Here is a 21,397-nt window from a genome sequence, read left to right on the forward strand (position 1 = left end):
TGCTGATGGGCTCACCGGGAAGGTTGTTAACTAAGGTGAAATACGAAATCGATGCTTCGCAGGGTATTGCTATCCACAACAACAGGAGCATTCCAGTGCATGAATGGTAGCAAGACAGAATAGGGATGTAGCAGGCAGCATACTAAGTTTCATGATTGCACTAAATTACAGGTTATTTTGGATTTACAGTCTATTATTTTAATAGACTATACAGGTACAATAAATCCCGGCCTTATTACAACCGGGGTATACTTATTGAAAGATCTTAATAATGATCTTGACGCTCCAGAATATGACCAGGCAGCCCAGCAGGATTAATGCCGTTTTCCGGGGCAGTTTACCAGCCAGTTTGGCGGCCAACGGAGCAGCGATCAGGCCTCCCAGGATAAGCGCCGCAATTACCTGCCAGTGTGATACTCCCATCAGGGTAAAGAACGTAAGCGCACTCGCCAGGGTTACAAAAAATTCAGTAAGGCTTACGGAGCCGATCACAAAACGGGGACTTCTTCCCTTGGTGATCAAGGTAGTAGTTACGATGGGGCCCCAGCCACCGCCGCCGAATGAATCCAGAAAACCGCCGGCTCCGGCCAGCATACCATAGCGCTTGAACTTCTTAGGCTTTTGTTGCTGTTTCCTGAAAGCATTGTACAGGATCCTGAGCCCCAGGAACATGGTATAAGAAGCCAGGATAGGACGCAGGTACTTTGAATGCGATTCTCCAAACTCCTTCAAACAGATAGCACCAATAATAGCGCCTATCACACCCGGGATCACCAATATCTTGAACAGCTTTTTATTGACATTGCCAAACTTATAGTGGCTATACCCCGAAGCACCGCTGGCAAACATCTCAGCCGTGTGGATACTGCCACTGATAGCAGCGAGGTTCACCCCCATCGACAACAGGATGGTAGTACTGGTAACACCATATCCCATGCCCAAAGCGCCATCTACCATCTGGGCCAGAAAACCAGCCATTACCATCCAATGGAAGTTCTTATCCAGTGTTTGGTACCACTTGAGGGTATCATCGGCCATTTGTTGCAGCGGAAGGTAGGAGAAGATAAAATGCCCTACCAGCATCAAAGCAAAGATCACCAGCGAATAGGTAGCTATTTTACGCCAGCGTCTTTCTTTCTCTGCCGTGTCTCTTTCTACCAGTATCTTAGTAAGCTCATTCAGCTTCTTTACTTTGTATTCGAAATTGCCATTCAGCCGGTTGCGCACTACATGCAGGTTATTGATCACCTCATTGAGTTCAGCCGGCAATGCATTGTTCAATACCTCTTTGATACGCTTGGCCGCTGTGGGCGATTTGCCATTGGTAGAGATCGCAATTTTGAGATTCCCTTTCTGCACTACAGAGCTCAGGTAAAAATCACACTGCTCGGGCTTATCAGCCGCATTGACCAGTATCTTTTTCTCCCGCGCAGCATCACGGATAAGTTGGCTCACAGCTCTGTCGTTGACAGCTATTATCACCAGGTCTTTACCTTCCAGATCAGCTTCCGAAAAAGGGCGCTCTTCTATCCTCACAAATTCATGTGCTCCAGCCAGCTCTTTCACTTGCGCTGTTACGTTAGTGGCGACCACTGAAACACGGGCAGCGGGAGCATTACCCAGTATAGCGGTTAGCTTTTCCAGCCCCACATTCCCGGCGCCCACCAACAGCACCTCCAGGACTTCCAGTCGTAGAAATACCGGAAATAAGTAATTGGCATCCTGTCCAATCACCGTTGCATCCGGTACCCCATTTTTTTGTTGCTCTGTAGACATCCTTTCGGTATTATTAGAATTAATTGATCAACAGTCATTAAATGGTAACCCACTGCTCGCGCACTGCAAAATCACCAAAGGTCTCGCCCTGCTTTCTCTTTTTGCTGTAAATGCCCAACAAATTATCCAGCTCCTGCAGGATTGCTGGTTCATCAAGACTTTCCTTATACTTCTTGTTCAGCCGCATACCATCACGGTCTCCGCCCAGGTGCATATTGTATTGGCCATAAGCGGTGCCTACAAAACCGATCTCTGCTGCATAAGGCCTTCCGCAGCCATTAGGACATCCCGTCATACGCACCGATATTTCATCATCACTGATCTGGTGCTTGTCCATCAATACCTCGATCTTATCGATCAGCCTGGGCAGGTAGCGTTGTGCTTCGGCCAGCGCCAGCGGACAGGTGTTAAAGGCCACACAGGCAATAGCACTCTTCCGTATCGGACCTGCTTCATCGGTATGTGCAATGATACCAAATTGCTGCAGAATATCTTCTACTGCTTGCTTATCTTTTGGTTCAATATCGCTGATGATCACATTTTGGTTACAAGTGAACCGGAAATTGGCTTTACCCGTTTTGGCAACTTCCAGTAAGGCAGTTTTCAAAGCAGCCTTGCCCTCGTCCAGGATGCGTCCATTCTCCACAAAAACAGTATAGTACCATTTCCCTTCGTGGTTCTGGTGCCAGCCATAGTAATCAGGGCGATGGGTAAAAGTGTAAGGCTTAGCTTCTTCAAATTTGAAACCGCAACGTTTTTCCACCTCTGCCTTAAAAGCTTCTACTCCCATCTTATCAACCGTATATTTTAAGCGGGAAAGCTTACGGTCACTGCGGTTGCCATTGTCTCGCTGCACCGTGATCACTTCATAAGCCGCTTTCAGGGTATTCTCTTCACCACGCACAAAACCCAGTATTGTTCCCAACCTTGGGTAGGTGCTTGCATTGCCATGGGTAGTTCCCAGGCCGCCACCAACAGCTACATTGAAACCGATCAGTTTACCGTTTTCAACTATGGCGATCAGGCCAAGGTCATTGGCAAAAACATCCACGTCATTATGGGGAGGGATGGCAATGGCGATCTTGAACTTACGGGGCAGGTAACGATCCTGGTACAACGGATCCTCTTCCTGCTTTTTATCCGTCAACGGCTTTTCATCGAGCCATACTTCATAATAGGCTTTTGTTTTGGGCAATGCCAGCTGACTCAGTTTACCCGCATACTGAAATACTTCTTCATGAATGGCCGACTGTTTAGGGTGAGCGCCACATATTACATTCCTGTTCACATCACCACAGGCAGCAATAGCATCCAGGTGGATGGTATTAAAAGCTTGCAAAGTGGGCTTTACATGGGATTTAAGAATACCATGCAGTTGAACGGTCTGGCGCGTGGTGATCTTGATCACCCCGGTACTATGGTCACCGGCAATATGATGTAATCCCACCCATTGTTCTGGTGTAAGAAACCCGCCGGGCAGGCGTAAACGCACCATATAGGAATACAGCCATTCCAGTTTCTTGGCGCTGCGTTCCTCACGGCGGTCGCGGTCATCCTGCTGGTACATACCATGGAATTTGATCAATGCCTGATCATTTTCGCGGATGGCACCGGTCACTTCATCGTGCAGGCTTTCTTTCAGGGTGCCACGCAACGCGTTGCTTTCAGTCTTGATCTTCTCAACGGGTGATAAGTTCTTATTCGTACTCATGATATATTCAGGTTCTGGGCTGTTTATCGTTAATAGTCACTAATAAAAAGAGGTGACACCTTCCCTCTGCCGCGAAAACGAAAGGTGTCACCTCTTCGCTTCCGATCCGGTACTTACTAATACACGTCTTTCAGGTATCTCCCTTCTTCTTTCAACTGATCCAGGTACTGGATAGCTTCTTCATCGGTTTTGCCGCTATAGCGTTGGATCACCTGCAACAAGGCATATTCCACATCCACACTCATGGGTTCTTTGGCGCCACAGATATAGATATAAGCGCCACTGCTGATCCACTTCCACAATTCAGCAGCCTTCTCCAGGATGCGGTGCTGTACGTATATTTTAAACTTCTGATCACGGGAGAAAGCAAGGTTAACATGTGTCAACGCGCCGGTTTGCAACCAGTTCTGTATTTCTGTCTGGTACAGGAAATCCGTCACAAAATGCTGATCACCGAAGAAGAGCCAGTTGCGTCCTTCAGCACCGGTGGCATCCCGCTCGGCCAGGAAGGAACGGAAAGGCGCAATACCTGTTCCGGGGCCGATCATGATGACATCCTTATTGGCTTCTGGCAGTCGGAACTGGTTATTCTTGTGCACGTAAAATTCTATTTCGCTGTCCGGAGACAAATGCTGCGACAGGAAGTCTGAGCAGAGCCCGTATTTGGCTTCCTGGTTGATATAGAAAGTATCCCTGGCTACAGTAATATGTACCTCTCCGCTATGAGCGCTGGGCGAAGAGGAGATGGAATAAAGCCGTGGGGTAATGGGTTCAAGAATGGCCACCACTTCGTGAAACTGCTGCACATCCTTTACCGGGTAGATCTTCAGCAGGTCTACGAGGCCGATCTTGGTTTCGGGAATGTCTTGTTTTATGATAGCCGCATATTGCTTTACCACCCGCTCAGGCAACCAGGCAACATTGATGCGCTTCTTTAAATGATTGAAAATAGAATCTGTTTCATTGCGGAAAGTAATGGGTGTTCCATTATTGCTGAATGCCAATGCCAGGATAGTATCCACCACCTGTTTGGGATTCTCCGGTATGATGCCGATAGAATCACCGGGCTGGTAGTCGACCTCTTCGTCTACACCGATTTCGATATGGTAGGTCTCTTTGGAAGAGCCGCGGTCATTGAGGTTGATATTGGTGAGTACAGTACCCTTGTATATTTTTTTACCGGTCGTTTTTTTAGCTACCGGTGTACCGGCTGTCTGGGCAGGAGCACTGCTGCCAGCCGTGGTGAGCTGTGTCAACACGTTGGAAAACCAGCTGCTGGCTTCCGATTGGTAATCGGTATCGCAGCACTGCAGGGATACAATGCGCTGACCACCCAGCTTTTGCAGTTGTGAGTCTACATCCTCCCCTGCCTTACAGAATAAAGGGTAGGAAGTATCACCCAATGCCAGTACACCAAATTTCAGCTGGTTCAACTTAAAACCATTCTGGTGGATATGGTCATAAAACTTTTTGGCGGTTGCCGGTGGTTCCCCTTCACCTTGCGTGCTGATAATGGTAAAAAAGTATTCTTCCTTGGAAAGGTCGTTGAGCCTGTATTGATCGAGGCTTACAATCTTTGCATTGATACCACTCTTTTTTGCCTGGGAAGCGAAATCAGTAGCCAACTTCTTGGAGTTGCCGGTTTCCGTACCATAGGCAATAGTGATCTTCTGCACTGCCGGTTTCACCTCAGCAGCAACAGCCACGGGTGCAGCCTGCTGCACCGGCTGGGTTTGCGCCAGCAGGCCAGCCAGGTATCCATTCATCCAGATCAACTCTTCCCTGGAGGATGTATTTACCAACTCAAGCAGCGACTTCAATTTAGGCTCTACTAACATGGTCTTTTACTTTTTCAGTATGGTCGGTTATGGTTGTAAACAACTTGGCAACGGGCTTAAAGTAATCTTCCCGGCTATCACTGTTGGCCAGCCAGTTGAACTGCTCATGCAGTCCTACTACCTTGCCAATGATTACCAGGGAAGGCGAAATGAATTTCTTGCCTTTCAGCTGTTCGTTGTACGCGTAAATATTGGTCACATATACATTCTGCAAGGGCGTGGTGGCCTGTTCAATGACCGCCAGCAATTTATCCACAGCAATATTGTTTTTGGTGAGGTTGGCCACTACCCCTTCCAATGTTTCGGAGGACATATAGAATACCAACGTATCGTCCGTGGCCGCCAGTTCTCGCCAGTAATCTTCTGTTACCACATCCGATTTGTAATAGGTGAGCAAGCGTACTGCAGTGGTATACCCCCGGGCTGTGAGTGGAATGCCCGCACAGGCAGCAGCACCCAAAGCAGCGGTTACACCAGGAACAATTTCATAAGGGATATGATGGGCAGCCAATACTTCCAACTCATCCAGTATATTGGAGAATATGGAAACATCCCCACCTTTCAATCTTACTACCAGCTTGCCCTGGTGACCATATTCAACCAACAGTTCATTGATCGTTTCCTGGGGGGTGGAAGCGCCGCGACGGCATTGCTTACCTACATATATCAGCTCAGCATCCTTCCGCACATAAGCTTTCAGGATATCCTCACTCACCAGGCGGTCAGTCAATACCACATCAGCCTGTTGCAGGTAACGGGCCACTTTAATAGTGAGCAACTCAGGATCACCCGGACCTGCGCCCGCCAAAATCACTTTCCCTGTTTGGTTTGTACTCATTATGTCTACTTTTTTAGTAGATTAAAAGGGCAAAAAAATACTGATACATTTATTCACTCGCTGCTTCAATGTCTTGCTGCCTCGTTGCTTTTACTGTATCATGCAAGCCCCTACTGTTACATGACTGGTTTCATCGATCAAAATAGCGCCACCATTGGCCCTTAATGCCTGGTATGCATCGTAGGGAATCGGAGAGGCTGTTTTAATCGTCGCTTTTATCACATCATTCAGCACAGCTTGTTGGGGTGCTTCATTTTTCTCCAGGGTATTTACATCCAGCTTGTATTCGATATTCCGTACTACAGAGCGCACCACCCGGCTATTGATCTGCAACAGGTACTTATTGCCGGGCACCAATGGCTTATTGTCCATCCAGCACAGCAGTACTTCCAGTTCCTGGGCCGTCTTTACCGGTTGTGCCGTATTGACGATCACATCACCCCGGCTGATATCGATATTATCTTCCAGGTGCAGCACTACGCTCTGTGGTGCAAATGCTTCTTTCACTTCCTTACCACCCAGTTCAATAGCTTTGATCTTGCTTTGGATACCGGCGGGTTGTACTGTGATGGCATCGCCTACTCGGTAAACGCCGCTGATGATCTTACCGGCATAGCCACGGTAATCGTGCAGGTCATCCGTTTGAGGACGGATCACATATTGAACAGGAAATCTTGCATTGGTAAGGTCGATCGTATCCTGCACTTCTACCTGCTCCAGGAAATGCAGCAGGGAAGGCCCTTCATACCAGCGCAGCTTTTCTGACTTCTCCACAATGTTATCTCCCTGCAAGGCACTGAGAGGGATATAGGTAACCTGTTTCAATCCTAATGATTGGGCCACTTTGGCATAGTCAATCACAATATTATTATAGATATCCTGCGAGTAGTTTACCAGGTCCATTTTGTTAATGGCCACTACTACATGCGGCAGGTTCAAGAGGGAAGCAATAATAGAATGACGGCGGGTTTGCTCCACTACTCCATTGCGTGCATCGATCAGGATAATGGCCAGATCGGCATTGGAGGCACCGGTCACCATGTTGCGGGTATATTGAATATGCCCCGGTGCATCGGCAATAATGAACTTGCGTTTGGGAGTAGAGAAATATTTGTAGGCTACATCAATGGTGATGCCCTGCTCACGCTCTGCACGCAAACCATCGGTAAGCAAAGCCAGGTCGATCTCTCCGTCTTCCTTATTCTTGCTCTGCCGTTCAATAGCTTCCAGCTGATCGATCATTATACTCTTACTGTCATACAACAACCGGCCAATCAGGGTGCTTTTGCCATCATCAACACTTCCGGCAGTTATGAATCGTAGTAAGTCCATCTATGATAAGTTTATGTTGTTTTTATGTATGTTCTGTAAAAGCCACGAGCCCCTCTTCCTGTATTGTGCTCGCAGCTCGAAGCTGCTTTAGAAATATCCATTCTTCTTTCTGTCTTCCATCGCCGCTTCAGATACTTTGTCATCAATGCGGGTCTCGCCTCTTTCACTGGTCTTGGTAGCGGTGATCTCCGTAATGATATCGTCAATGGTAGAAGCACCCGATTCCACAGCCGCCGTACAGGTCATATCCCCTACTGTACGGTAACGCACTTTTTTAGTCAGCACTTTATCAGAAGCTTCCAGTTGGATAAAGTCTGAAACAGCTACCAGCTGACCTTCGTGCTCTATCACTTCCCGTTCGTGGGAGAAATAAATGGAAGGCAGTTCTATTTTTTCACGACGGATATAATTCCATACATCCAGTTCCGTCCAGTTACTGATAGGGAATACACGTACATTCTCACCTTTGTGGATCTTACCGTTATAAGTATTCCACAATTCGGGACGTTGCAGCTTGGGATCCCACTGGCCAAACTCATCGCGCACAGAGAATATCCTTTCTTTGGCCCTTGCTTTTTCTTCGTCGCGGCGGGCGCCGCCTATGCAGGCGTCAAACTTAAACTCTTCAATAGTATCCAGGAGGGTGAAGGTTTGCAAAGCATTACGGCTCGCAAACTTTCCTTTGGGTTCTGTCAGTTGCTTTGCCTTGATAGTATCACCCACATGCCTTACGATCAGCTTCTCGCCCAGGGTTTCAGCCAGCCTGTCGCGGTAGTCCAGTGCTTCCTTGAAATTGTGGCCCGTGTCGATATGCACCAGGGGAAAAGGGAATTTACCGGGACGAAATGCTTTCAACGCCAGCTGCACCAGTGTGATAGAATCCTTACCACCCGAAAACAACAGGGCAGGTTTTTCAAACTGGCCAGCCACTTCACGAAAGATATGTATCGCTTCCGACTCCAACTGATCCAGGTAATCTAATCTGTAAGCACTCATTCGTTCGATATTTTATTACTTCAAAGTATTTGTTATCAACTATGCACATGCAGGCCACATTCCTTTTTGGCGGCATCTTCCCACCACCACCTGCCTGCCCGGAAATCCTCTCCCGGTCTGATGGCCCTGGTACAAGGGGCACATCCAATGCTCACAAACCCTTTATCATGCAGGGGATTGTAAGGTACATTGTTATCATCAATATACTTACGCACCTGCTCAGTTGTCCAATGCAATAAAGGATTGTACTTAATGATCTGGTTGCCTTCGTCCCATTCCACAGTAGCCAGGTTATTCCTGTCAGGAGAATGTTCTGCCCGCAAACCGGTGATCCAAATAGCATTGCCCTTTAAGGCTCTTTTTAAGGGCTCTACTTTGCGGATAAAGCAGCATTTTTTCCGGTGATCTACCGACTCATAAAAAGCATTGGGCCCATGCTCCTGCACAAACGCTTCCAGGGAAGCATTGTCGGGATAATAGGCTTTTACATTCGACTGGTATTTAGCGTTGGTGCTGCTCCACACAGAATACGTTTCAGCAAAAAGCCTTCCGGTATCCAGCGTAAATACACTGACAGGCAGGCTATTGCTTAATATTTCGTGGGCAATCACCTGGTCTTCAAAACTAAAACTGGTAGAAAAGGTCACCTGCCCCGGAAACTGCTTTGCCAGCAATGACAAAAACTCAGTAAGAGGTAGTCCACTTGACTGGTAGGTTAATTCGGGGATATATGTTTGGAGTGACGTATTCATGTATATTGACTATTCAGCGGTAATAAAAGATAAAGACGGGGAAAGACAAATACTAACAGGAGTATGAATCAACAGCAACAACAATAGTTGTAACAATATGAGAAGGTATTGTATTGCATCGCGATGGTGTGTAGCATGAAAAAAATCGTTGACTCAGTAACAAAGATAAGGCCCGGTGCGGAAACAGACAACTTTTTCTACCTCTCAGGTAGACTAATAAGGATTTTAACAAATGCAACGGCTAATGAATGTTAGTTTGATCTCCCGCCTGCATTATTTCGATGATACACAACGGAATCCGGTATGCTCCAGGCCCGTGTCGGGGGAGGTTTTCATGCGTGAAGTCACACGATACCCTTTGCAATAGGAAGCATTACACATAAATGATCCGCCCCGCACTACTTTCTTGGGCACAGTAGGCTCCATGGGGTCATTGCTTTGGGCAGGCCCTGCAGGATCAGTAGCAACGGTATTTTTCTGTGCAGCATACCAGTTTGCATCATACCAGTCACTGCACCATTCCCATACATTGCCAGCCATATCGTACAATCCGAAAACATTGGGTGCAAAGGATTGCACAGGCGCCAGTGACTGGTACTGATCCCAGCCGGTATTTTTATCGGGAAAACTGCCTTGCCAGGTATTGGCTTTTGGCTTGCCTGTTTCTATATCTTCCGTGCCCCAGGGATAAACAGCTTGCTGCAGGCCTCCCCTGGCGGCGTATTCCCATTCGGCTTCAGAAGGCAGCCTCTTGCCTGCCCATTTAGCATAGGCCATAGCATCATACCAGGAAATATGTACAACGGGATAATGATCTTTGCCTTTAATACTGCTTCCAGGCCCCTGGGGGTGCTGCCAGTTGGCCCCTTTTTTCCAGGACCACCATTGTGAGACATCGTCTAACGGTACCGCATGAGCAGGTGGTGTAAATACAAGAGAGGAAGGCACCAGCACATCATCCGATGGCCTGGCCGTACCCGGGGGAACCTGCTTTTTGATCTCCTCCCAATCTGGCTTTTTTTCTGCCGTGGTAATATAACCGGTGGCTTTTACAAACTGGCGAAACTGTGCATTGGTCACTTCTGTAGCATCGATCCAGAAGCCTGATACCGTTACTGTATGTTGGGGATATTCATCGGGGCGGCCTTCATTGTCTGTTGCACCCATGCCATATGAATGGCCGGCTATCCATACCATGCCTTTGTGAGAAACACTGTCTGTGGAGGCAAAGGAACTATCAGTAGCACCTGCCGGAAATCGCGCAGGCAGGTTGGACTCACAAGAGACCGCTGTGTCTTTTTTTGCGGAAGTGTCCACTTTCGGATCGGCAGACTGGCAGGCACCAATACAACCCAGTACAACATAAAACAGCAGGCTTCTTTTCATACGGCCCACAATTTAAGCCATTACTTTCTTTTTCGTTTTTTGGCGTTATCTATGGCATCCAACAGTCCGTTTTCAGGCTTGTCGAGTGTAAGCTCCCAAAACATAATGCCATTCAACCCTTTGTCCAGGGCATAGTTCGTTTTGAGGTCGAGGGAAAGACTGTCATCGAAAGTGGCAAAGAGTTTTTTATCTGCATTATAAGCATAGGGGGCTTTGGCTATATCATCCCAATAAAAAGCATATCCTTTGTCCCGGGAGATCGTTTGCGGAAATATTTTATACGGTACAAAGCTTTTGAATTTGGCAGGGCGGTTGAGGCCATTGTTGACGCTATCGGCCCCTTCAAATACACGGGCATAAAAAGCAGCGCCGATCACCAGTTTATTCCTGGGTATACCCAGCGAGTCGAGGTAGCGCACGGCATTGTCCGTCGATTCTTTTTGTGCAGGGGTTGAATAAAGGCCCGGATGATGGCCAGTTACCGTACTATACCCATTGATGAGGTCATAGCTCATGATATTCACCCGGTCGATCACCGGCATCACCTTTTTCCATTCGATGGATTCCTGCAGGAATTTGGTAAAGCCGCCAGCCGCAAAGCTGATCTCCTGTTTTTTGCCCAGGGCCTTGCGTAGAGCAATGACCAGCTCGGTAAAATTGGGTCTGTCCTCCACTTTATATGGATGCCCGGGATGCCCCTCAATAGCGGGATACTCCCAATCGAGATCAATACCATCAGTGCCTAATTTATCCGTCCACTCTTTTACCGATTGGGCAAATTCATCGCGCCCTTCCCGGGTGGCAAATACATCAGAGCAGGTTTTACAACCTCCCCATCCGCCGAGTGACAACAATATCTTTAGCGAGGGATTCTTTTCTTTGAGCGATACCAGCTTTTTAATAACCGGCTCTCCATTGCCAACAAAAAGCTGGTTGTCTTTCAGGTGGCAGAAGCTGTAAATAATATGCGTGAGCTTTTGAACATCGTACTTATCTATTTCAGTGAGGTTGCCGGAGTAATAGGCCAGCACGGCCAGTGGTTGTTTGGCATTCCTGCCAGCTGTCTTTTGCGCCTGGCATAAGCTGGTGATCAATAACAGTACAAGGAGTTTGGCAAGGTGTGGTAACATCATGTATGAATTTACACAATTAATGTGCCTGCAAATGGAAAAATGTAACTACAGAGGAGCTCCTAAAACCCTTTTTTTACAACAACTCACCAATTTGTTCTGCAATTATTTTGGATTTTATGATAAGGTTACCGCCAGATTTTGTAGTCTTTTCCAGCAACCTGATATATGCCGGTCCTTGCAATTTAGGAGCTGCCGACATAATTATCCGGCCAAAAATATTGTACTGACTCGTAGCAGGGTTTAATTGTTCAATTGAATTGTTTACCTGACTGACAGCCTTTAAGAATTTTTTCCCTTTTAATTCGATAAAGACAGCACGTGTTTTATTTTCAGCTGGAACAATCAACAAAAAGTCACATCTTTCAGTATTATTTTCCTTGATCAGACAACCGTCAAGATCATATTTCTGTACAATACGATTCAAATTATTGATAAGCCTATATTGACTTTGACTTTCGCCATGGGCATCCTTACACACTATAATACTATCCTTTTCATGCCCTTTATTCAACAAACACCGTTCAGCTAAATTCATTGTCCACGCATTTTTATAGTTGCCAGGCTTTCCATGGTATCTCCGATGATCTCTGATATCTTATCGATTTCCTCGGTATTGATCAGTTGCGTCTCTTCATCCATAATTGATCTCACAGTACCGTTTTCTACAAACCAGGCCCCTATCCCGGAAGGATCCAACCACAACTCACGAGGAACAATCTCATTGGTTTGCAGGTGTTTGCTACCTACCTGGAAAGCATAAATAAGATTATTGATAGCCGTAAGCGTATACGGACTATGCGTAGTTATAGAAAGATGAAAATCCAAAGGAGCGATTTTCTCAATTACGAACTTCAACAGATCGTTTTGAGTGAATGGGAAAAGCGACAATTCCGGTTCTTCAATTGAAACATATATTTTTTTGTCGTTTACTCTACTTTCTATTTTGGAAGTCAGCCAGTCTAAGGCAAGTAATAATGGCACCGTAGTTTGCATCCCATTGGAAGCCTCACTCAAGGTGATGAATTTTCCGTTCTTTAATTCCAGGATATCCCTTCCATCCCTGTAATGGTAGGTAACTTCATCGAGAAAATTAAACTTCCTGGACTTAATTTCTGCCCTTGCCTTTTGAAAAAGCAAACCAAAATCTGTTACATACCGGGGAATAGGTGTTTGTTCCCGTATAAAAAAGAAGGATGAATTAGCTATCAAGGGTATCAATGTTCGTTCGGCAGGTACATACATTGAATTGGACAGACGGCTATAAACCGATGGGGACTCGGCAACAACAAATACATTTTCGTCCTTATCCAAAAGGGCTTCACTGCCTTTTGGGCTTTTAATAAGAATGCTTGTATCCTCTTCAAAAAAGCTCGAAAGATTCAATTCCTCCAAAAGCTTTCCCTTCAATTGGGTATTGCCTATTCCAGACTTCCTGTTTTCTGCATCACTCATAACAGCACTTATTACCTTGGCAATAGTGCTTTTACCGCTGCCCTGCGGACCAATGAATATATTTATCTTCTTGAGTTCAATTTCTGCACTTCTGACAGGGCCGAAGTTCTTGATAATAAGCGTTTCTGACATATAATTCAGTATTAGCTAATGTAACAAAAAAGCGAAACACCACTGTAGTGGAGCCTCGCTTTTCTGTATCACAAACAAATATACTAAATTATTTAGTTATCTCTAACTTTTTTATTTCTTCGCAAACTGGCTGCGGATCACGTTCAACGCTCCACCTGCTTTGAACCATTCGATCTGTGGTTCATTGTAAGTGTGGTTGAGAACGATAGAATCTTTTGATCCGTCGGCATGATTGGCCACTAAAGTCAGGGGTGTGCCAGGCTTAAAGGTGGTAAGACCCAGGATATCAAAAGTGTCGTCTTCCTGGATCTTATCGTAATCTTCCTTATTGGCAAACGTGAGCGCCAGCATACCCTGTTTCTTCAGGTTCGTTTCGTGAATACGGGCAAAGCTCCGTACAATGATCGCGCGTACACCCAGGTGACGGGGTTCCATAGCCGCGTGCTCACGGCTGCTGCCCTCACCATAGTTCTCGTCGCCCACTACTACTGTGAAAACGCCGGCGGCTTTGTAAGCACGCTGGGTAGCAGGCACAGCACCATAAGCACCGGTCAGTTCATTCTTCACTGAATCGGTCTTGTCATTGAAGAAATTCACCGCGCCGATCAGCATATTGTTGCTGATATTATCCAGGTGGCCACGGAATTTCAACCAGGGACCCGCCATGGAGATATGGTCAGTAGTACATTTTCCTTTGGCTTTGATCAGCAGTCTCAAGCCTTTCAGGTCAGTGCCTTCCCAGGCAGCAAAGGGTTCCAGCAATTGCAAACGCTGGGAATCAGGTTTTACAATTACCTGGATACCGCTGCCATCAGCAGCAGGCGCCTGGTAACCGGGATCATCTACAGAGAATCCTTTTGGAGGCAGTTCTACACCCGTAGGCTCATCCAGCATCACTTCCTTGCCTTCACTATTCTTCAGTTTATCTTTCAGCGGATTGAAAGTAAGGTCGCCGGCAATCGCAAAAGCAGTTACCAGTTCGGGAGAAGCCACAAAAGCGTGGGTAGAAGCCAAACCATCATTACGTTTCGCAAAATTGCGGTTGAAAGAAGTGATGATGGAGTTCTTACGGTTGGGATCGTCGATATGGCGGGCCCATTGACCAATACAGGGACCGCAGGCATTGGCCAGTACCACACCACCAATTTCGTCGAAGGTTTTCAGGAAACCATCTTTCTCAATGGTAAAGCGCACCAGTTCAGAACCAGGGGTAATGGTAAATTCAGCCTTGGTCTTTAATTTTTTATCGATCGCCTGTTGGGCCAGGGAGGCCGAACGGCTGATGTCTTCATAAGAAGAGTTGGTGCAGGAACCGATGAGGGCTACTTCCAGCTTCTCGGGCCAGTTGTTGGCTTTTACCGCTTCTGCAAATTTGCTGATGGGCCAGGCAAGGTCTGGTGTGAACGGACCATTTACGTGGGGCTCCAGCTCATTCAGGTCAATCTCGATCAACTGATCATAATATTTGGCAGGATCAGCATATACTTCATCATCGGGACGCAGGTGCTCGCGGATGCCATCGGCCAGGGCTGCTACTTCTTCGCGTTCGGTAGCTTTCAGGTATTCGGCCATCTTCTTGTCGTAAGCAAAAATGGAGCAGGTAGCGCCAATTTCAGCACCCATGTTACAGATAGTTCCTTTACCGGTAGCGCTGAGGCTATCGGCGCCGGGGCCAAAATATTCTACAATAGCACCGGTACCACCTTTTACGGTCAGGATGCCGGCTACTTTCAGGATCACGTCTTTGGCAGAAGCCCAGCCGCTCAGTTTGCCGGTGAGCTTTACACCGATCAGTTTGGGCATTTTAAGCTCCCAGGCCAATCCGGCCATTACGTCTACCGCATCTGCACCACCTACACCGATGGCCACCATACCCAATCCACCCGCGTTGGGCGTATGGGAGTCGGTACCGATCATCATACCGCCGGGGAATGCATAATTTTCTAATACAACCTGGTGAATGATGCCGGCACCTGGTTTCCAGAATCCGATGCCATATTTATTGGAAATAGAGGCCAAAAAGTCATATACTTCTTTATTTACATCCAGGGCCGTTTTCAGATCCTCATTGGCGCCTGTTTTTGCCTGTATCAGGTGATCGCAATGCACCGTAGAAGGCACAGCTACTTTGGCACGGCCGCAGGTACTGAATTGCAACAAAGCCATCTGGGCGGTAGCATCCTGCATGGCCACGCGGTCTGGCGCGAAATCTACATAATCCTTACCCCGCTCATAGGCTGTTCCGGCTGGAACAAACAGGTGGGAATACAAAATCTTTTCTGCTAATGTCAAGGGCTTGCCTACCAGCTTACGGGCTTCTGCTATGTGAGCAGGCATGGCCGCGTAGAGCTTTTTAATTAGATCCAGATCAAAAACCATGTTAAATATTTTATATTTTAATATACGATCACTCCTTCCTGAGCTCCCAACCACAATTCCCTCATAAACGTACCTTTCTCATAATTTCGGTGCAAATTTACCTAAAAAATAAATTATTGGTATAAACGGATATTAGGACAATGACTTAAAATGTATAAATTAGTACCATGAATCGCTTGAGATTTTTTATAGAATGGCAGGCTTATGGTGTTTGCACCGCTATCGGTGAGCGTATGGGCATTGCCACCTCTCGCATTCGTACCTGGTTTGTCTATATCTCTTTCCTTACCATGGGATCCCCCCTTATCGTATATTTTGTACTTGCATTCTGGATGAACATTAAACGCTACATTTTATCCGTACGCCGCAATCCGTTGAAATACCAATAATACCGACCTTCTCTGTATCCAACCCGACTTTGCTATACATCCTGTGATCGAATAGGTATTGCTTTAATAATCTGGTAAAGCCTGTACTTTGTTTCAATTTGATTACAACACCACCGACTATGAGCAGTTATTGCTCAAACTGGCAGAACAATTGAACATGCCTGTGCACAACAACCAGGTCATGTTCCCTCCTGCCATTGCAGATGGCAGCTTCATGTTCCTGCCACTCCCCAATGGGCTGCATGCCTGTATTACCAATTGTACTTTCAACCAGGATTGGCTCATTCACCGGAAGCGAAGTATCAATGGAGAATACTACATCCTCCGCATCGATGAACTGGTGATACCCGGCACGCTTGTCATTACTATTGATGATGAAAAGCTGAAGGAGAAAAATACCAGCAAATCTATTGCGTACCTCACCAGTTCACACTTCGACTGGTCGTACCTGGGCACCGAGGGAGGCGGTTACCGTTCCATTGGCGTTTTATTCAACAAAGAATGGCTGGCCACCTACCTCGATATCCATACAGCCGAAGAGGTACTCTCCACCTATATCTCCCTGAAAGCAGAAAACTTCAATATTGAGCCGCTTGACAGCAAATACCGGCAGTGGATGCGCACCATTATGGAAGTGGACGACGACAGCCCCCTGCGGCTAACCATTATCCAAAACCGGATCATGCTCATGATCGAGCGTTTTTTCCTGCACCTCTATGAAAAGATGAAAAACCCCACTTTCCGCATTCCCCTTTCCCCGGAAGATATTAACCGGGTGATGCAGATCGAGGGCATTCTCACCAAGGATATTTTCCAGCCCGCACCCTCCATACAACAATTGGCCAAAATGGTATCAATCAGCGAATCAAAGCTGAAAAAGGACTTCAAGACCATGTATGGCTTCCCCATCTATGAATACTACCAAAAAGCCCGCATGCAGGCAGCACAGGACAAATTGCTTACCCGTAAATACTCTGTGAAAGAAGTCGCTATGGAACTGGGGTATGCCAACCTCAGCAACTTTACGATCGCTTTTAAAAAGGAATTTGGCGTGCTGCCCAGCCAGCTTTTGTCATAAAATGGAAATATTTTTCCACTATCCAGCCCTTTAACATATCCAATTGAACCATTCCAAACTGTAAATGGTTTTACAAAATTGCGTGCAAACGATTGAGTAAAGACTTTGCAGTTAGTATTGTACCCACATCAGGTAGCCCAACCAATAATTCAGGTATAGTTTTGTGTATAGAAAGACCACTGAATGGAATTGAGATGAAGTCCCGTTTTTGATCCTGCAGAAACTATGGAAAACCACCGCTGGTCTGTTACACCTGACTGAAACCACGGATTCACCTTTGAAAACGTATTTAAAGCTTCCTTCCGTGGGAAGCTTTTTTACTCCACAAAATTTTTAAGTGCTATACGGTCACATGAGAAAAAAGCTACTCTGCAAGGAGTAGCTTTTTCGTTGTATCGATTTACCAATATTTACAGAACTTTTATATAACCGCCTTCCGCAGCTTCACCAGTTGCTGCAACAATCCTTCCAGCAGATCCAGCTTCAGCATATTGGCGCCATCACTTTTGGCAACCGCCGGGTTGGGGTGCGTTTCTATAAACAGGCCATCAGCGCCGGATGCAATGGCGGCTTTGGAAATAGTACCGATCAGTTGGGGATTGCCGCCTGTTACACCCGATGTTTGGTTGGGCTGCTGCAGGCTATGGGTACAATCCATTACCACCGGCGCACCATGTTCTTTCATCCAGGGAATATTGCGGTAGTCCACCACCAGGTCCTGGTAGCCAAAGCTATTACCACGCTCGGTTAGAATAACCTTGTTATTACCCGCATTGCGGATCTTCTCAGCCGCAAACTTCATAGAGGGGCCGCTTACAAACTGGCCTTTTTTCACATTCACGATCTTGCCTGTCTCAGCAGCTGCCACCAGCAGGTCCGTTTGCCGGCATAGGAAGGCCGGTATCTGGAGGATGTCAATGTACTTGGCCGCCATCGCCGTCTCGTCATGTGCATGCACATCGGAGGTTACAGGCAGTTTGTATGTATCGCCGGTCTTTTTCAGCAATTGCAGGGCTGTTTCATCGCCCAGGCCTGTAAAAGAGGAGGCGCTGGTACGGTTGGCCTTGCGGTAAGAGGATTTAAATACATAAGGGATACCCAGGTTTTTGCAGATACCGCTCACTTTATCAGCCACTTCCATCAATAATTCCTCACTTTCCACCACACAAGGGCCGGCTATCAGGAAGAAGTTGTTCTCATCGTACTGTTGATTGGCAAACAGGTCTTTAAGCATTTTTTCCATGGCGCAAAGATACGAAATAGGCAGCTACCGGTACGCATCTGCTTACCGGCAACAGGATACCCTATTCACTCGCCTTTTGAAGGGGCCTGAACTGACTCATATCAAGACTTATCAAGTACTCATCGGGTAGATAACCATTATTAAACCCGTAGATAAGCCGTCTCTTTAAAGGACAGCTTATCTACGGCTTATATACAGCTTATATACGGCTTATCTACAGGTTATCCAATAATCTGAACCGGATATGGGTGGTCCAATCAGCCTATTGGCCTAGGACTTTGAGGAAATCACTTAAAAGAATTTGTTCATATCCTATATAATGTGTAACTTTTACACATTACCATTTACCTTATTCAATCATCAAAACATGCTGCTGTATGAAAAATCTTGTCCGCAAGACCTGCTTTAGCGTCCTTGTATGCTTTCTATTCATCTTCCCCACACTAACACACGCCCAAAATCCCTGGAATGGGAAAGTCATCTTCCAGGGCTTCTGGTGGGATTACTGGAACAGTAATTATCCTGAAGGCTGGTCCAACTACCTCGCCGATCTGGCCCCACGCCTGCGCGATATTGGTATCGACGGGGTGTGGATACCGCCCTCTGTTAAGAATGCGGGCACCAATAGCAATGGCTATTCACCTTTCGACCAATATGACCTGGGCGATAAATACCAGAAAGGAAACCTGAAGACCCGGCTGGGCAATAAAAATGAACTGCTGCGCATGATCGCCGTATTACATGCCAATGGCATGGATGCTATCCAGGATGTTGTATTCAATCATATGGACAATGCAGGCTCCTCTACCGGCGCTGGCGGGCAAGACCCCTCGGCCACGGGCAATAGCGATGGCAACCTCTACAAGAATTTCCGGTATGCTTCCTATGCTACACCAGTTACTACTGAGTTGTCGGCCGATTATTTAGCGCGCTCCGGCCGCTGGCCCAAGAACTGGCCGAACTTCCACGCCAACAGTAACCATAATTGTAATAGTGGCGATATATGTGCGGCATTCTTTGGCCCCGACATTTGTTATTATTCCGGCGCCTACGGACAAAGCTCCAATGCGACTTACAACCCGGTTCAAACAACAGATTATATGCGTACACAGACCCGCAACTGGTTTGTATGGATGAAGAAACAAACTGGGGTGGATGGCTTTCGCTTTGATGCTGTCAAGCATTTTGAGCCCTGGGCCATGCAGGACTTTCTCTGGAATGTAAAGTACAATGCAGGCTGGGCCGGTGGCGGCGCCAATATGTTTTCCGTGGGAGAATATGTGGGCAGCGCCTCCGACCTGGATACCTGGATCAACGATGTAAAGACCAGCAATGGCGGTACGGAAGATATGACGGGCACCTTTGATTTTAGTTTGCGCCAGGCCGTTAAAAATATGGTGAGCGGCGGCGGTGGTTATAACCTGGCCAATATACCCGGAGCACAGCAAACCAATCGCTTCCGCACAGTGCCCTTTGTCAATAACCACGATACCTTCCGGCCCATCAAAGACTCCACCGGCAATTATACAGGATGGGACGCAGGCAATGAACTGGGCGGTGGCCATATCGATCCCTTTGATGCACGACTGGCAGCGGCTTATGCCATCACCTTTGCAGTAGACGGATCGCCGCAGGTGTTCTTTGAAGACCTGTTCAATGTGGGCAGCCTGGGTAAAAGATATTCTCACTTACCTACCAGTACCACCAACCTGCCCGTGCGTGATGATATCGCCAATATCATCTGGTGCCACCAGAAACTGAATTTCAAAAAAGGTTCTTATAAAGTACGCTGGCAGGCGGCCGATCTGCTGATCATAGAAAGGGGTTATAAGAGTGGCCCCGAAAACAGCTATGCCATCATCGGGGTCAACGACAACTGGAATACCTGGCAAAACGCCACCATCCAGACAGACTTCGGCGCCAATGTGCAACTGCATGATTATTCCGGCGCCAACACCAGCGATATATGGACCGACGGTTCCGGCAAGGCCACCATTTATGTACCACCTTGTGATGGCAGCAACACACGCCGTGGTTATTGCATCTGGGGACCAGCCGGTGTAACAGGAGGTTTTAATCCATCACAACGCAGCACGACACAGGAATGGGAAATGGCCAATGACCTGGGTGATTCACATGCCAGCTCTCTGCAGCAGGGCGGAGCCTTACCAGCCAGCTCTACGGCCCTGCGTACAGTGGGTAAAATATTTGATGAAACAGGCAAGACCATTACGGTGAACCTATTTCCCACCAATACTGCGCAGAACCTCACGGTCAATGTATACAACAGCAGCAACACGATCGTTCAAACAACCAGCGGCACCGGCAATCTTACGCTTACCTATACACCCGGCTCTACAGGTCTGTACACCGTGAAAGTGAAGAATACTTCCGGCACCAATCCGGCACAAAACGTTTTTGTAAAGGTTACCTATACAGCACCCAAGGTAGCCAATACGGCTTCTTACCCGGCCAGGGTGGCACAAACGACGATGCCTGAAAAGCCCAGGGCCGTTACAGAAAAGCCGGCTATTACCATAAAAAATTATCCTGACCCCTTCTCTGCCTCTACCACTGTTAGCTTTTACCTGCCATCGGCATCACTTACCAATGTGCAGGTATACAACCTGCAGGGGCAATTGGTGAAACAGGTTTTTAATAAGCAACTGGCAGGCGGACAACACCAGGTCACGATCCAAACACCCGATCTGGCGCCCGGTATCTATATGCTGAAGCTAACGACAGGCAGTGAAAGCAAACTGCACCGGATGCTGCTGAGCAGGTAAGAAAAACACAGTTAAAAGGTGGGCCACCCTCCAGCCCTGCATAACAGCGCGGCAGGGTGACTCACCTTTTGTCTGCATCACATACGAGAGGTGTCACTTCTTTTGGATTATCGCTTTCGGTCAGCAACGTGTATTCGATACCCAATAAAAGCGCCATTACCAGCACACTATTGAAG

Annotated in this window: 16 protein-coding genes; 3 read left to right on the top strand and 13 right to left on the bottom strand. The window is 47.1% G+C overall.

Annotated elements, in window-relative coordinates:
• Positions 1-252 precede the first annotated feature (252 nt).
• The 12 genes from D3H65_RS19930 to D3H65_RS19985 form a co-directional block, all read right to left on the bottom strand.
• Positions 253-1,776, bottom strand: coding sequence for a TSUP family transporter (locus D3H65_RS19930; protein ID WP_119051995.1), 1,524 nt, complete (start codon positions 1,774-1,776; stop codon positions 253-255).
• A 37-nt stretch (positions 1,777-1,813) separates the two neighbouring features.
• On the bottom strand, positions 1,814-3,487 hold the full coding sequence (gene cysI / locus D3H65_RS19935) for an assimilatory sulfite reductase (NADPH) hemoprotein subunit (RefSeq protein ID WP_119051996.1): 1,674 nt from the start codon (positions 3,485-3,487) through the stop codon (positions 1,814-1,816).
• A 116-nt stretch (positions 3,488-3,603) separates the two neighbouring features.
• Positions 3,604-5,325: a diflavin oxidoreductase gene (locus tag D3H65_RS19940; protein ID WP_119051997.1), complete on the bottom strand. Its 1,722-nt coding sequence runs from the start codon at positions 5,323-5,325 to the stop codon at positions 3,604-3,606.
• Complete coding sequence (gene cobA, locus D3H65_RS19945) at positions 5,309-6,163, bottom strand: uroporphyrinogen-III C-methyltransferase (protein WP_211345520.1); 855 nt, start codon at positions 6,161-6,163, stop codon at positions 5,309-5,311. Before cobA ends, D3H65_RS19940 begins: the two co-directional genes overlap by 17 nt.
• Before the next feature lie 90 nt (positions 6,164-6,253).
• Complete coding sequence (locus tag D3H65_RS19950) at positions 6,254-7,495, bottom strand: sulfate adenylyltransferase subunit 1 (RefSeq protein ID WP_119051999.1); 1,242 nt, start codon at positions 7,493-7,495, stop codon at positions 6,254-6,256.
• Positions 7,496-7,582: 87 nt separating this feature from the next.
• Positions 7,583-8,491 carry a sulfate adenylyltransferase subunit CysD gene (cysD, locus tag D3H65_RS19955; protein ID WP_119052000.1) on the bottom strand — a complete coding sequence of 303 codons (909 nt, stop codon included), beginning with the start codon at positions 8,489-8,491 and terminating at the stop codon, positions 7,583-7,585.
• 35 nt (positions 8,492-8,526) lie between these two features.
• The gene (locus D3H65_RS19960; protein ID WP_119052001.1) at positions 8,527-9,243 is read right to left on the bottom strand and encodes a phosphoadenylyl-sulfate reductase; all 717 of its coding nucleotides are present in this window, start codon (positions 9,241-9,243) and stop codon (positions 8,527-8,529) included.
• 273 nt (positions 9,244-9,516) lie between these two features.
• The gene (locus D3H65_RS19965) at positions 9,517-10,629 is read right to left on the bottom strand and encodes a formylglycine-generating enzyme family protein (protein ID WP_119052002.1); all 1,113 of its coding nucleotides are present in this window, start codon (positions 10,627-10,629) and stop codon (positions 9,517-9,519) included.
• Between the two features lie 20 nt (positions 10,630-10,649).
• Positions 10,650-11,762 (bottom strand): glycoside hydrolase family 18 protein, encoded by a 1,113-nt coding sequence (locus D3H65_RS19970; protein WP_119052003.1) that lies wholly within the window; start codon positions 11,760-11,762, stop codon positions 10,650-10,652.
• 73 nt (positions 11,763-11,835) lie between these two features.
• Positions 11,836-12,297, bottom strand: a complete 462-nt coding sequence (locus D3H65_RS19975) for a hypothetical protein (RefSeq protein WP_119052004.1) — start codon at positions 12,295-12,297, stop codon at positions 11,836-11,838.
• A complete protein-coding gene (locus D3H65_RS19980; protein ID WP_119052005.1) occupies positions 12,294-13,346 on the bottom strand; it encodes an AAA family ATPase in 1,053 nt (350 codons plus the stop codon). Before D3H65_RS19980 ends, D3H65_RS19975 begins: the two co-directional genes overlap by 4 nt.
• 111 nt (positions 13,347-13,457) lie before the next feature.
• Positions 13,458-15,725, bottom strand: a complete 2,268-nt coding sequence (locus D3H65_RS19985; protein WP_119052006.1) for an aconitate hydratase — start codon at positions 15,723-15,725, stop codon at positions 13,458-13,460.
• Positions 15,726-15,892: 167 nt separating this feature from the next.
• Between D3H65_RS19985 and D3H65_RS19990 the strand changes: the two genes are divergently transcribed.
• Entirely contained in the window at positions 15,893-16,114 is a 222-nt protein-coding gene (locus D3H65_RS19990) for a PspC domain-containing protein (RefSeq protein WP_119052007.1), read from the top strand.
• Between the two features lie 88 nt (positions 16,115-16,202).
• Complete coding sequence (locus D3H65_RS19995) at positions 16,203-17,192, top strand: helix-turn-helix domain-containing protein (RefSeq protein ID WP_119052008.1); 990 nt, start codon at positions 16,203-16,205, stop codon at positions 17,190-17,192.
• A gap of 421 nt (positions 17,193-17,613) precedes the next feature.
• On the opposite strand, the gene kdsA is transcribed toward D3H65_RS19995, so the two are convergent.
• A complete protein-coding gene (gene kdsA / locus D3H65_RS20000; protein WP_119052009.1) occupies positions 17,614-18,435 on the bottom strand; it encodes a 3-deoxy-8-phosphooctulonate synthase in 822 nt (273 codons plus the stop codon).
• Between the two features lie 377 nt (positions 18,436-18,812).
• Here kdsA and D3H65_RS20005 point away from each other — a divergent pair, with 377 nt between their 5' ends.
• Entirely contained in the window at positions 18,813-21,221 is a 2,409-nt protein-coding gene (locus D3H65_RS20005; protein ID WP_119052010.1) for an alpha-amylase domain-containing protein, read from the top strand.
• Positions 21,222-21,397: the final 176 nt, after the last annotated feature.

The sequence above is a fragment of the Paraflavitalea soli genome, assembly GCF_003555545.1.
Taxonomy (GTDB): domain Bacteria; phylum Bacteroidota; class Bacteroidia; order Chitinophagales; family Chitinophagaceae; genus Paraflavitalea; species Paraflavitalea soli.